The organism is Candidatus Cloacimonas sp. (assembly GCA_039680785.1).
GTDB lineage: Bacteria > Cloacimonadota > Cloacimonadia > Cloacimonadales > Cloacimonadaceae > Cloacimonas.
The window spans coordinates 1-14,066 of sequence record JBDKSF010000070.1 but is presented as its reverse complement, the minus strand read 5'-3'; the positions used below and the strand labels follow the sequence as shown (position 1 = coordinate 14,066).

The 14,066-nt window shown below is 37.1% G+C and carries 13 protein-coding genes; 8 read left to right on the top strand and 5 right to left on the bottom strand.

Features of this window, described 5'->3' with window-relative positions:
* The 5 genes from ABFC98_04815 to ftsY form a co-directional block, all read right to left on the bottom strand.
* On the bottom strand, nucleotides 1-997 hold a 997-nt coding region (locus tag ABFC98_04815; GenBank protein MEN6445348.1), incomplete at its 3' end, for a methylmalonyl-CoA mutase family protein.
* A complete protein-coding gene (locus tag ABFC98_04810; GenBank protein ID MEN6445347.1) occupies nucleotides 994-2,913 on the bottom strand; it encodes a methylmalonyl-CoA mutase family protein in 1,920 nt (639 codons plus the stop codon). The genes ABFC98_04815 and ABFC98_04810, both read right to left, overlap by 4 nt.
* Before the next feature lie 183 nt (nucleotides 2,914-3,096).
* Complete coding sequence (locus ABFC98_04805; GenBank protein ID MEN6445346.1) at nucleotides 3,097-4,368, bottom strand: phosphoglycerate kinase; 1,272 nt, start codon at nucleotides 4,366-4,368, stop codon at nucleotides 3,097-3,099.
* A 136-nt stretch (nucleotides 4,369-4,504) separates the two neighbouring features.
* Nucleotides 4,505-4,813 (bottom strand): DUF3467 domain-containing protein, encoded by a 309-nt coding sequence (locus tag ABFC98_04800; GenBank protein ID MEN6445345.1) that lies wholly within the window; start codon nucleotides 4,811-4,813, stop codon nucleotides 4,505-4,507.
* 111 nt (nucleotides 4,814-4,924) lie between these two features.
* Nucleotides 4,925-5,854, bottom strand: coding sequence for a signal recognition particle-docking protein FtsY (gene ftsY, locus ABFC98_04795; protein ID MEN6445344.1), 930 nt, complete (start codon nucleotides 5,852-5,854; stop codon nucleotides 4,925-4,927).
* Nucleotides 5,855-5,994: 140 nt separating this feature from the next.
* Here ftsY and ABFC98_04790 point away from each other — a divergent pair, with 140 nt between their 5' ends.
* From ABFC98_04790 to ABFC98_04755, 8 genes are all read left to right on the top strand, one after another.
* Entirely contained in the window at nucleotides 5,995-6,615 is a 621-nt protein-coding gene (locus ABFC98_04790) for a hypothetical protein (protein MEN6445343.1), read from the top strand.
* Nucleotides 6,605-7,237, top strand: a complete 633-nt coding sequence (trmB, locus tag ABFC98_04785) for a tRNA (guanosine(46)-N7)-methyltransferase TrmB (protein ID MEN6445342.1) — start codon at nucleotides 6,605-6,607, stop codon at nucleotides 7,235-7,237. Before ABFC98_04790 ends, trmB begins: the two co-directional genes overlap by 11 nt.
* Nucleotides 7,238-7,243: 6 nt before the next feature.
* Nucleotides 7,244-8,935: an HD domain-containing phosphohydrolase gene (locus ABFC98_04780; GenBank protein MEN6445341.1), complete on the top strand. Its 1,692-nt coding sequence runs from the start codon at nucleotides 7,244-7,246 to the stop codon at nucleotides 8,933-8,935.
* Entirely contained in the window at nucleotides 8,932-9,891 is a 960-nt protein-coding gene (gene dusB / locus ABFC98_04775) for a tRNA dihydrouridine synthase DusB (protein ID MEN6445340.1), read from the top strand. Before ABFC98_04780 ends, dusB begins: the two co-directional genes overlap by 4 nt.
* A gap of 435 nt (nucleotides 9,892-10,326) precedes the next feature.
* Complete coding sequence (gene queC / locus ABFC98_04770; protein MEN6445339.1) at nucleotides 10,327-10,995, top strand: 7-cyano-7-deazaguanine synthase QueC; 669 nt, start codon at nucleotides 10,327-10,329, stop codon at nucleotides 10,993-10,995.
* A 17-nt stretch (nucleotides 10,996-11,012) separates the two neighbouring features.
* On the top strand, nucleotides 11,013-11,990 hold the full coding sequence (locus ABFC98_04765; GenBank protein ID MEN6445338.1) for an asparaginase: 978 nt from the start codon (nucleotides 11,013-11,015) through the stop codon (nucleotides 11,988-11,990).
* Nucleotides 11,987-13,072 carry a glycosyltransferase family 4 protein gene (locus tag ABFC98_04760; GenBank protein ID MEN6445337.1) on the top strand — a complete coding sequence of 362 codons (1,086 nt, stop codon included), beginning with the start codon at nucleotides 11,987-11,989 and terminating at the stop codon, nucleotides 13,070-13,072. Before ABFC98_04765 ends, ABFC98_04760 begins: the two co-directional genes overlap by 4 nt.
* Nucleotides 13,072-14,066: glycosyl transferase (locus ABFC98_04755; GenBank protein MEN6445336.1), on the top strand; the 995-nt coding region annotated here is incomplete at its 3' end. The genes ABFC98_04760 and ABFC98_04755, both read left to right, overlap by 1 nt.

The following is a 14,066-nucleotide window of genomic DNA, read 5'->3' as shown; positions in this document are numbered from 1 at the left end:
TATTATAGGGGTCTTGTTCAGTTAAACTCCAACCGGAGGTTTGACTGTGAGTTCTTAAAGCCATTGATTTAGGATTCTTTGGATTGAACTGCTTGATTATTTTTGCCCATAATACTCTGGCTCCTCGTAATTTTGCCACTTCCATAAAATAGTTCATTCCCTCTGCCCAAAAGAAAGAAAGGCGGGGAGCAATAACATCAATGTCCAAACCAGCTTTAAGAGCAGTGCGAACATATTCCAAACCATCTGCTAAAGTATAAGCCATTTCCAAATCAGCAGTTGCTCCCGCTTCATGCATATGATATCCGGAAATACTGATGCTATTGAATTTGGGCATATTTTTGGCAGTATAGCTGAAAATATCGGCAATAATTTTCATTGAAGGTTCGGGAGGATAGATATATGTGTTGCGCACCATATATTCTTTCAGAATGTCATTTTGAATTGTTCCATTCAGTAATTCAGGTTTCACACCTTGTTCTTCCGCTGCTACAATGTAAAATGCCATAATCGGAATAACGGCTCCGTTCATTGTCATTGAAACACTCATTTTATCCAAAGGAATCTGATCAAACAGAATTTTCATATCCAGGATGGAATCAACCGCCACTCCTGCTTTTCCAACATCTCCAATTACCCGGGGATGGTCTGAATCGTAACCTCTATGAGTTGGCAAATCAAAAGCAATGGACAGTCCTTTTTGGCCCATAGCCAAATTTCTGCGATAGAATGCATTACTTTCTTCCGCTGTGGAAAAACCGGCATATTGTCGAATTGTCCAAGGTCTTTGAACAAACATTGTAGGATAGGGACCTCTTAAAAAAGGTGGTAAACCAGATAAATAATCCAAATGTTCCATATCCTCTAAATCGGTTTTGGAAAAGAGGGGCTTAACATCTATCTGTTCATTGGTTTTCCAATTATTACGCAGTTCTATTTCTGCTTTCGGATAAGCACTAAAATCGGGTTTTATTTTACTGAAATCAGGGTTCTTCATTTAATCACCTCCATTTGTTTTGCCAAATCTCGTAAAGTGGCAACTAAATCCGCTTTGAGGTGAATGAAACATTTGATGCCTGCCTTTTTGTAGTCCTCAATTTTATCAACTGGATAACCAGCTAAAATGATAATTCTATTTGGTAGCTTAGCACAAATTTCTGGAACCAAAGTAAGATAATTTTCATCTGTGGAACAGATACAAAAAGCATTGGCACCAGATTTTTCCGCTTGTAGGATTGCTTCTTCAACTGTGGTGAAGCCATTGGGATTAATAACTTCCAAAGTGCTTACTTGAAAGAAATTGAGAGCAAAATCCGCTCGGGCTTTGAACTCCGAGAGAGTTCCCATATTAAGCAAAAATATCTTCTTATTGCCATTACTTTGCTCAATTTGCTTTCTCAGGTCTTCCACTTCTTCCACGGCTCTATGTTTTGGTAAAGGTCCTTTAGGGTTGATAAATTTTGCTTGATTACTTATTTCTACTTTATCAGAAGCTAATAAGAAAGATTTTTGAGCTTCGGAAATTACCTTTTCCTCAGGATTGGCAAACATATTGATACCTACAAAGATGTCTTTTCGTTTATTGACTTTATCTATTCTTTGCTTTGCTATGGTTGCAATACTATCATTTATATAGCCAGAACTAATACACTCCAACATCCCACCCTTGCTTTCCATTTCTTGCATCAGAGCCCAGGATTTATTAGCCAGTTCATTGGTAAGCCATTCTATATAATAACAACCACCGGCAGGATCAATCACCTTGTTGAAATGTGCTTCTTCTTTCAATATATTTTGTTGATTTCTTGCCATACGAGAAGAAAACTCATCTGGCTGAGCAATAAGTTCGTTAAAACAACTAATTTCCAAACTATCAACTCCGCCTATAACACCAGCAAAACCTTCCGTGGCTGTTCTTAAGACATTTACATAGATATCATAAATTGTCTTGTTAAATTTTGCTGTCTTTCCGTGAATCCACACTTTTTGCAAATCCTCTTCCCCACCGAATGCCTTAATCATCTCAGACCAAAGTAAACGGAAAGCTCGCACTTTGGCAATTTCCAGAAAGAAATTGGAGCCGAGAGAAAGTTTCACTTGAAACAAAGGTGCCAGTTCTTCAATAGCCAAACCTGCATTCTGCAAATATTTAAGATAAGAGATAGCGGTTGCTAAAGCATAAGCCATTTCTTGAACAATAGAAGCACCCGCGGATTCATAAATAGTGGCATCTATACTGAAAATGCGGTTTTGGGGCATATTTTTGCTATTCCACTTTACAATATCTGTCACTTGTGCCCAGCATTCTTCCAAAGTATTTGGTAAGTATCCTTTCTCTGCTAATTCACCGATAAAATCAAAGCCAACACCTGTTTGTAGGGATAATAAATCAATGTTTTGTTTATTAGCATACTGTGCAAAGGTCTTAAGTATGTCTAAATTTTCCATTTCAAGCTGGATAAATAGAGGAGCAGCTTTTATGTCTATATCTTGTAGCAGTGTTTCCCAATCAGTAACATTATGAATCTTTACTCCAGTGTAGGGATAATTACTTGATAAAGAGATATTTACCGCAGTTAAGCCCTGGTTTAATTCCTTCCGTAACATTGTGTTTAATAACTTAAGATCAGATTCAGTATGATTTTGGGCAACTAACCAGCCCTCCGTTAAAAAACGAACAGGATCATTACCACGCACGAAAGGTGTATTACCGGGTTGACTTTCAGGAAAAGAAATTTTTTCAATATCTTCTTTTCGATATATTGGTTGAAGAGTTATACCTTCATAAGTTACAGTTTTCATTACCTTATCAAAATCAGCGCCTTTTAGTCCGTCTTTAACAGCTTGTAGCCATTCTGCATAATCTGGAGGAGGAAAATCCTTCAGCAGGTTCAATTTTGGTTCACTATCCACTATATTCTCCTTTGTTTTTCTATCATATCTTACTTTATAATTTCATAATTGGGGTTCACTAAAATATCAAACTTCTTCTTGCCTACTAACCGATCTTGGCATAATAGTTCACAGTTAAAAGAAGTCAGAGCTAAATGAACCTTATTGCTATGTTAGTCCGCAATAAATTTTAGCTCTATGTTCCTATTCTTTTAACAATGCCTGCACTGGCTTCATTCCATAAGGTGAGCCCTGTTGAATGGCATCAAGAATTGCACCCCCACCAGTAAAGAAATAGTAAGAGGGGTCATTTTGTGCCTTGGCAAAGATACCTGGCAGATATTCTTTAAAATCCTGAATGGTATCTCCCCCACCAAAGAGTTTATTTGCCTGCTTGCATTGATTGATCAGTGAATACATAGCCATTGTGCCTTCCGGATATAAAGTGGAATAACCCATCACAGCATTTACAAAAATAGTTCCTGCTTCCAGGAAAACATTTTTTATATTTTCCTGGGCAAAGTTATCTTCGGCTATATCCAAGATGTAGTTCAAGTTAGTTCCCGCTGGCAATAATTGAACATTATGCTTTGCCGTATTCTGTCTAATTTCCATTCCCTCATTTTCTACTATTATTGGCAGTTCTACAATTTTAGCTAAATAATCTTTGCTCTCGCTTAAGAATTGGCCTGCTGATTTAATATCTTCTGGTGTAACACCTTCAATTTGAATATTATATTTGCAGCAAAGATAAGCATTATACAGAACTCCACCCAAGATTAGCTTGTCAGCAATCTTAATTAACGAAGAAAGAGGCCCTATTTTAGTATCAAATTTGGCTCCTGCAACAATTGCCACAAAAGGATGTTTGGGCTCGAAGACCTTATTGAGATTGCTAATTTCTTTCTGCAAAAGTAAACCCGCATAAGCCGGAAGATATTTTGCAATATTATAAGTAGTGCTATGTGCTTGCCAAGAACCAAACGCATCATTAATATAAACATCGGCAAATTTAGCTAAGCCCTTTGCCAATAGGTCTGTGGCATCGTCTTTTGTTTCTTCACCTTTAAACCAACGTGTATTGGGAAGATAAACGAAGTCAGTTTCTCCTTTTTTAAGTGATTCAACGGCTTTACCAATCGGATTTAAATTTGTAATCCCAACATTATCTTGGGGTATGCAATCAGGAATTAATCCTTCCAGCTGAAATTTTTGTTTTAGATACTGCACGATTGGAACAACTGAATCTCCGTCTGAAATGTTAATTGAACCTGTTTTTTTATCAAATGGCCTGCCTATATGTGTCATCAGAATAGGTAGCCCACCTTTTCGATAAATATGCAGTAAAGTAGGAATGGTAGCATCAATGCGCATTGTGTCTTTAATGACGCCATTTTTCACTACATTATGGTCCATTCTGACTAAACAGATTCTATTTCTTAAATCGGCATCCAACATATTAGCAATTTTGCTCATTTTTTGTCTTCTCCTTTTCCAAAGAAATAGTATTAAGATAATAGCTTAGGACTATTATTCATTTCGTTATCACTGACAGGTTTTGTATATCTCCCATAGCAGCCAAGGCAGCATAAGCATAGGTCTCAAGTATAAGCTATTTTGTTTCCGGATGAAAGCCAACTGGTTTGTTATCCTGTTGGCCATAAATTTTAATTTCGCCAAATTGGTTTTCGTATGATTCAATGTTCTTTTCCAGAATTTGCATCAGTTGTTTTGCATGCGAGGGAGTCATCAGAACTCTTGTATAAATTCTGGCATCGGGAATTCCGGGTAGAACGCGACCGCAATCCATAATAAACTCGGAAGGAGAATTAGTGATAACAAAGAAATTAGCATAAGTTCCTTCGCCGACCTTTTCATCGATCTTGATCTGCAATTGGTTTTGAGGAGGTTGAGTAGCCATTTTGGTCTCCTTTTTTTTATATAGTCATTTAATTTATCTCTATTTTATCAGATGCATTTTTGTCAATTAAAATGAATGCATTGAGTATGCAATTTCCCCATATAAGCTATGCTATTCTTCAAAGAAAGCTTTAACGAAAGGAACGGCTTTGAAAGGCATTAAGTCCTCAATTCCTTCTCCCACGCCCAATAGTTTTACTGGTAGTTTTAAGTTATGTTTCAAGTTAAAAATTATTCCTCCTTTGGAGGTTCCGTCATATTTAGTTAAAGCAATACCAGTTAAATGAATTGCTTTATCAAAATTATTGGCTTGGGAAATGGCATTTTGTCCGGTTGTAGCGTCTATTACTAAGATAACTTCATTAGGGGCTTCAGGAATTAGTTTTTTTATAGTGCGATCAATTTTGCTTAGTTCTCGCATTAAATTATCTTTTGTATGTTGCCTGCCGGCGGTATCGATTAAAACAACATCATAATTATGTGCAAGGGCAGATTTTATTCCGTCATAAATTATGGCTGCAGGATCGCTATCGGGTTGAGAACGAACAATGGAAACTCCGGCTCTTTCTGCCCAAATAGCAATTTGTTCAATTGCTGCGGCGCGAAAAGTATCTCCGGCAACGATTAAGACCTTCTTTCCCATTTGGGAAAATTTGTAGGCAACTTTTCCGATAGTAGTAGTTTTTCCTGTTCCATTTACACCCACAAACAGAATTACATAAGGTTTAACCGGTGGATCAACAAAAAAATCGGGATTATTTTCATCTTCAGCGAGCAATATATCTCGCATTACATCGTTAAGATAAATCTGAGCAATTTCAGGGTCTGTAACTTTATCTTTTTTCAGCATTTTTTGAAAGCGTTCGAGGATTAGATCGGTTAATTCAATTCCAGTATCGGAGCGAAGTAATATTTCTTCAATCTCAGAGATCATATCCTCATCTAAAACCTTTCTTTTTTTTACGGCATCATTTAGTTTGCCCATAAAACTGCTATTGGTTTTGGAGAGTTTCTCCTTCAGATTTTTAACTATATTCAGCAAATCAGCTTCTCCTTATCAATTATTGTTATTGACATTCTCTATGGATGCGTTAAATTTGTATTATAGGTATTGAAGTCAACATAAATTTGTTTTCACTAAGCGGAGATACTTAGATAATCTAATATAAATGAAGGTTTTAAATGGATAACACGAAATTATTGCCCAGGCATTTGACACTGTTATTTTTCCCCATAGCAGTGGCAATTTTAGGGGGTATACTTTTTTCCGGCAGTTTCGGGGATTTTACTAACAATTGGTCAGGCAGAGGCATAAGTCAAGCAGAGTTATATTTAGCCGTCAGTTTTTTTATAGGCGCACTTGCTTTGGCTAAATTATGTTTCCCTAAATTGCTAATTTGGGGTTTACTTGTTTTTCTACCGTTATTTTATGGGGTATTAATGATAGTTCGTTTGGGTTCGCAAATTAATTTCATCCTGCTATTCTTGTTAAATCTAATTTGTGGATTCTTACTATGGCTGATCTTAAACTTTACTTATTTTTCCAAATTAATGATAAGAGTGCGCACATTATTGTTTTCTTTGGTTTCAGCTCTGGTTTTGGGAGAATATTTAAATCTTTTGATGGTATTACTAAAGCAACCCAATGCTCTGAACACTTTTCTGGACTTTTTTCTGAATTCATTGGTATTATTTATTTTTATCGGCGTAGGTATCTCATTGGCAAATTTAATCATTGTTCGAAAGGATGTTCAAGAGATAAGAAAAGAGACGAAAGAGGACGATACGGAAGATGATTTCTGATCGAGATTATTTTGTAATTGAGCCCCAATGCGATTCGCACAAACAATTGTTATGCCTCAATCCCCAAGATATATTTCATAATTCCCAGCCCCTTTTATTGGAAATCGGTTCTGGCAAAGGTGAATTTATTTCTCGCTTTTCCTTATTGCATCCGGAGTATAATTTCATCGGTCTGGAAGCGGCAGAAAAAAGAATAAACAACACTTTAAAAAAGCTAAATCCCGAGCAGAATAAAAATGTGCGATTACTGCATATATATGTAGATGCCAAGATCAACCAACTTTTCCCTCCGGAATCTATTTCCGGGGTCTTTATACAGTATCCTGATCCCTGGCCCAAACGGAAGCATCATAAACGGCGTCTTATTCAACAGAATTTTTTAAGCTCTCTCTCGCTTATCTTAAAACCAATGGCACCGGTTCAAATTACAACGGATAATAGTGATTATGCCACTTGGATTGTAGATGAATTTTTAATGCACTCTGCCTTTATCTCCGTTTACGAAGAACCGCTTATGAAACATTCACCTTTTGAAAGTCACATAATAACTTGGTATGAAACCGAGCAGAGAAATCAGGGTTTTGAACCTCAATATATGCTTTTTAAACGCATACAGGAGTAAAACAAAATGAAATACGAATTCAGCCATAATTATGAAATCAATAAAATGTTAAATAGCGTAGTGGAAAATATCACCAATTTGGCAGAAGAACAATTAATGCACATCAAACGTTTAACTCGCATTGGGGAAGCACTTTCTTCCGAAACGGACTTGGATAAAATTTTCGATATGATTTTGGAAGAAGGAATTTCTTTTACCAGAGCAGATGCAGCAACGATTTATAAAGTAAACGAGGATGCCACCAAACTGGAATTTGAAATTGTTTATAACGCTACTTTGAACTTAAGGAAAGGCGGAACAAGAGGTCCTATCAATTGGAAAAGCATTGATCTTTACAATGAAGATGGAACGCCTGTTACCAATAAAATAGTGACCAATGTTTATCATAACAAGCACAGTTTGTGTTTTGACGATGTTTATGAAGCTGACGGCTATGATGTAAGTGGTACCATCAAAACCGACAAGGAAAATAACTACCGCTGTAAATCAATGTTAACGATACCTTTGAAGAACCATGAGGATAGGGTTTTGGGCGTAATTCAATTCATTAATGCCCAGGATGAAGAGGGAAACATAATTTCCTTTACCGAAGAACACAAGGCAATGCTTTCTTCCCTTTCCTCACAAGCTGCCATTGCTTTATCCAATAAAAAGTTAATTCAGGACTTGGAAGAATTATTGAATCAATTTATTCGTTCCATTGCCGGAGCAATTGAAAGAAAATCAAAATATTCTTCCAATCATATCACCCGCGTAGCTTTATTAACGGAAATGATCGCCAATAAGATCAATGAAGCGGGAGATAAATATTTTCCAGGACGCAAGTTTAGTGAAAATGAACTGAAAGAACTTTCAATGGCTGGCTGGATGCATGATGTAGGTAAAATTGTAACTCCCGAAGCAATAATGGATAAAAGCACAAAATTGGAAACAATTTGTGATCGCATTGAATTGGTAAAATTGCGTTTGGAAAAATTGGATTTGTTTTTATCTTACCTGCAAATAAAATTAAGCGAAGCGGATTTTGCTCTTTTTATACGGCAGCATATTGATCCCGAGCTTGAACCCAAGGAGTTTCACAACTATCTTACCCAGACCATTGAGTTTCTTATCGATGTGAATGTAGGCAAAGAATTTGTGGATAAAGCCGATTTGGCAAGAGTGGAAAAGCTGGGAAAAATAGATTTTGAATATGAAGGCAAGCGTTATTTCATTTTTACGGACGACGAGAAAAAGAATATGATGATTAGTGGCAGAGGAACTTTTACCCCAGAAGAAATGAAAATAATGCAAGACCATGTTGCCATTACTTGGGAAATGCTTTCTCAACTTACTTTCCCCAAGAAATACGAAAATGTGGCTTTTTATGCTTCCACTCACCATGAAATGCTGAATGGTAAGGGCTATCCCAAGGGCTATTCTGCCGAACAATTACCTTTACAATCCCGCATTTTAGCTGTGGCAGATGTTTTTGAAGCATTAACCGCTGCCGACAGACCCTATAAAAAAGCCAAGACCTTAACGGAATCACTTACCATTATTGGTTTTATGGTTAAAGATGGCCAACTGGATAAAGACCTGGTGGATTTCTTTTTAGAGAGCGGATTATATTTGGATTATGCCAAACGCTTTATGTATAAAGAAAATATAGACGAAGTGGATATCAACGCCATAAAAGCAAAATATGCTACGCAATGACCATTGACTTATTTTCTCAACCCTTACTTTATTTAGCTCCTTTAGCTGGATTTTCCGAACCTCCTTTTCGTCAAATTTGTAAACAGTGGGGGGCTGAGGTCTTAGTAAGCGAAATGGTTAGCGCCGATGGCTTAATCAGAAACGCGGCTAAAACTTTACAATATACTGTGTTTGAGGAATCAGAACGGCCTTTTGGCATCCAGATTTTTGGCAGTGATCCCAGAATAATGGCACAAGCCGCTGAATCTTTACTACCTCTAAAACCCGATTTTATCGATATTAATATGGGCTGCCCAGTGAAAAAAGTAATTAGAAGAGGAGCTGGTTCGGCGTTAATGAAAAATCCTTCCCTGGCAGAAAAAATAGTGAAAGAAGTGAAAAAGGCACTGCAAAATTGCCTGCCCCTAAGCGTTAAATTTCGCAGTGGTTGGGATTTGCGGAATCTGAATTATCTTGATTTTGGGTTAATGTTGCAAGATAGTGGAGCCGATTTTCTGTGTTTGCATCCAAGAACGGCAGTTCAAATGTTTTCTGGAATTAGCAATTGGGAACATATTAAAATCTTGAAACAGAATGTATCTATTCCAGTTATCGGCAATGGAGACATAAAAACACCGGAAGATGCCTTAAATATGCAAACGGAAACAAATTGTGACGGCTTGATGATTGGCAGAGGAGCATTAGGAAAACCCTGGCTTTTTGCCCAATGCCGGCAATTTTTACAAACGGGAACCTATAATCCCATAACCAAACAAGATATACTTAACACCATTATTTTGCAAATAGATAAAACCCTTCACTATAAACAAGAATACATTGCCATTCGGGAATTGCGCTCTCAACTTTGCCATTATACCAAAGGAATTTTAGGGGGGCCTGAATTGCGTAATGAAATCAATCACGCTGAAAGCACTACAGCACTTAAAGAGATATTTCTGAAAGGTCTTCCATTATAACGGAATAATTCCATACCTCTTCAAGACAAAAGCGCTGATTGCCTCCAGCCATCAGTAATGCACCATTTAGATTTACTATCCAATCACAATGTGACTTTTGCTTACATCATCAAGTTATATTCCAGTTACAATTCCCTAACATTTCTCTTATGAGATTACTGAAGTGTTAGGGAAGTGTAAGAGAGTTGTAACACAATCAACTATGTTACAAGTAGATACGCTTGTGCTAATAACAAAAGAAAGAAACAGGGCACAAAGCAAGTAAAATCAAGTTATTTTAGCGGAAAAATGAGTTCAGCAAAGCTGTTATTCTCGCATTCAGTATGTTATCTATATTGGTTTAATTGGCAAGATATAGGTATAGTAGCATTCTTATCTTGACACAAAGAAGGATTAAACGATATTTGTTCAACAAAATGTTATAGGATATAGGATATGCAAAGTGCAATAGTTTTAGTGAGTGGAGGAATGGATTCTCTGGTAACTGCAGCTTATGCAGCTGCGGAAAATGAAGAGGTCTATTTTCTGCATTTCAATTATGGACAGCTAACTGAAAAAAAAGAACTTGCCTGTTATAATGAACTGGCAAAATTCTATCAACCGGTTCAAGCCAAAGTAATTGATTATCATTGGCTTTCTGAAATAGGCGGTTCTGCTTTAACAGATAGTAAAATACCTCTTCCGAAAGGCAAAATCTCCGCTGAAAATATTCCTGTAACTTATGTCCCTTTTCGTAATGCCACCTTTCTTTGTTCAGCTGTTGCCTGGGCAGAAGTAATAAAGGCAACGAAAATTTATATTGGTGCCGTGGAAGAAGATAGTTCCGGTTACCCTGATTGTAGAGAACTATTTTTTGAGTCCTTTGAAAAAGTTATTCAGACCGGAACCAAAGGTGCAATACCAATTAAGATAATAACTCCTGTTTTACATAAAAGCAAAGCGGAAATAGTGCAGGCAGGCATAAAACTTAATGCACCTTTTCATTTATCTTGGAGCTGTTATAGTGACAATGAAATTGCCTGTGGTGTTTGTGAAAGTTGCCTTTTGCGTAAAAAAGCATTTCAAGAAGCTGGTGCCATAGACCCTATTCCCTATCGTAAATAAGAAGTAAAAGAGATATTATGAAAAAGAACATTCTTATCATATTAACCGGCGGAACCATCTCAATGAAGGTTTCAGATCCGGATGGAGTAATTCCCGGAAACGAATTTGGCGATTTTTTACGGCAATTTCCTCAGCTCAATAGTGTTGCCAATGTTGATGTAATGGACTATTTAAATATTCCCAGCCCCTATATGACTCCGGAAATGATGTTTGAACTGGCAAAAATGATAGACCTGAAAATAATCGATTATGATGGAGTGGTTGTCACCCACGGAACGGATACTTTGGAAGAAACCGCTTTTTTATCCGACCTGGTTTTAACTACTCGCAAACCGGTAATTTTTACTGCAGCCATGCGTTCCGGAAATGAAATTGGCTTGGATGGTCCCCGCAATATAATTGGAAGTGTGAGAGTTGCCTGTCATCCTGACTCAATGGATAAAGGTGTTCTGGTGGTTATGAATGATGAAATTCATACGGCGCGCGATGTGGTAAAATCCGATACAGGTAAAATTGATTCTTTTATTTCCCCCGGTTATGGCCCAATCGGCATTGTAGATCCCGATAAAATTGTGTATCATAGAGCTTCTCTCTATCGTGAAAATGTGTGGACAGATCAATTGGATACAAGAGTGGAACTGATTAAAGCAGTAGCCGGTATGGATGATAAATTTATAAAATGCTGTATGCAAAATGAAGTTAAAGCAATTGTGATTGAGGCATTTGGACGCGGTAATCTGCCCAAAAGTTTGATACCTGTCATTGAAGAAGTCCTTGCCCAAAAAATTTTAGTTGTGATAACTTCCAGAACCTATACGGGAAGGGTCTTGCCAGAATATGGTTATGATGGAGGAGGAAAACATTTGGAATCCATTGGCTGTATTCTTGCCAGCGATATGAAAGGAGTAAAAGTTCGCTTGAAATTAATGGCTCTTTTCGGTAAATATCATGATGTAGATATAGTAAGGCGCTTCTTTATCCAAAGCTTGTTATGAAAATTGCCATATTAGGCCCCGCTCCTCCTTTTAGAGGTGGAATTTCTCGTTTTGCTTATGCTCTGGCAAAAGCATTTCTGGAATTGGGACATAATGTTCAATTCTATAATTTTTACAAACAATATCCTGCTTTGCTTTTCCCTGGAAAAGGGCAATTGGATCGGACTTTTCCCGAAAATGAATTTGAAAATTTGCGCCTTCTTATCCCTTGGTCTTTTAAAAGCTGGAAACTTACAATCAACGCACTGAAAAAATATAACCCTGATGTTATAATCGTTTCTTGGTTTTTGCCTTACTTTGCACCTGCTTACGGATATATTTTGAAGCGTTTAGCTGATCCAAACATAATTATTTTGGCACATAATGTTTCAGCTCACGAAAAATGGCCGGGAGAAAAACAACTACTGCAATATGTATTTAAACCAGCTACGAAAATAGTTACTTTAAGTAAAGCAACCCTTGATGAACTTCAGGCAAAATTACCTTTATTTATCTCTAAAAAAGGGGTCTTGGGGTTTCATCCCTGTTATGATTACAAGACAAACATAAATGATATATCCAACAAAACCAATACTTTGCTTTTTTTTGGTTTGATAAAGCCCTATAAAGGACTGGATGTTTTGCTGAAAGCAATGCCGACAGTCATTAAAGTGGTTCCCGATGCTAAATTAATCATCGCTGGTGAGGTCTATGGCAATAGTAATATCTATACAAGACAGATTCAAGAATTGGGTATAGAGAAAAATGTGGAAACCCATTTTCACTATATTGGCGATCCTGAAATTGCCCGTTTCTTTTCCGCATCCTGTTTGTGTATTTTACCTTATAAAAGTGCTTCCCAAAGCGGAGTTATAGCCACTTCCTATGGTTTTGGCGTTCCTGTTTTGGCAAGTGATATTGGTGGTTTGGGAGAATATGTTATAGATAACGAAACCGGTTATTTGGTTCCTCCTGCTAATCCTGAAGCTTTAGCGGAAAAAATAATTATCCATTTAAAACAGAAACCTGATATGAGCAAAGCCATAGCAGATTTTACCAAACGGTATTCTTGGAAAGCTCTGGCTGAACTATTGATTCAATAATGAACATATTGCTTCTCACTTATTATTTTCCTCCCTGTGGAGGTGCTGCCGTGCAAAGATGGATTCGCTTGATCAAAGCTTTGGATAAACAGGGAGTAAAGATTTATGTTGTAACAACTTTGGCAGGTGATTATCCTTATCTGGATGAAAGTTTGCTTTCTCAAATTCCTGCTTCGGTTAAAGTGTATCGCAGTAAACCAATCCGTTTTGGTAAATTTTGGCGCATTTTGGGACAAAAAGAATTGCCCTATGGTTCGCTGCAAAATAAAAAAAATGACAAACCCTTGAAAAAGTTATTATATTGGTTACGCTTAAATTTAATCGTTCCCGATTTACGCATTGGTTGGAATCCCTCGGCTTATAAAACTGCGCTGAATGTCTTACAACAAAATAAAATTGATTTTGTCATTACTACTGGTCCACCCCATTCTACGCATTTGGTGGGATTGAGATTAAAAAAACGCTATGGAATACAGTGGCGAACAGATTTCCGCGATCCGATGTCGGAAATATATTATCTGAAATTAAATCCACCTTCCCGTTTGACTATGGCTTTGCATAAGTATTTGGAAAAGAAAATTATCCAGACAGCCGATTGTAATTATATCATCAGTAAAGGAATTGCAGAATCCCTTCCCGAAGGCAAAAAAGTAATTCTTTATAACGGATTTGACCCGGAGGATTTTAAGGACTTGCATTATGCACGAACAGACAAATTCAGAATAAAATATGTGGGTCAGATAACTGCCGGACAAGATGCAACCCCTTTGCTAAATGCTCTCAGCAATTTAAATTTGCCTAAAATCGAATTTTCTTTAATCGGGACAAGGGACTTTCCGAAAACAAATATACCCATAGTAAAAATTCCTTTTTTACCTCATCGGCAAGCATTACAGGAATTGGTGAATGCTGAACTATTGGTTTTGCTGATCAATGCTTATGAGGGTAAGGAAGGAATGCTAACCACCAAACTTTTTGAATATATTGCTTCCCG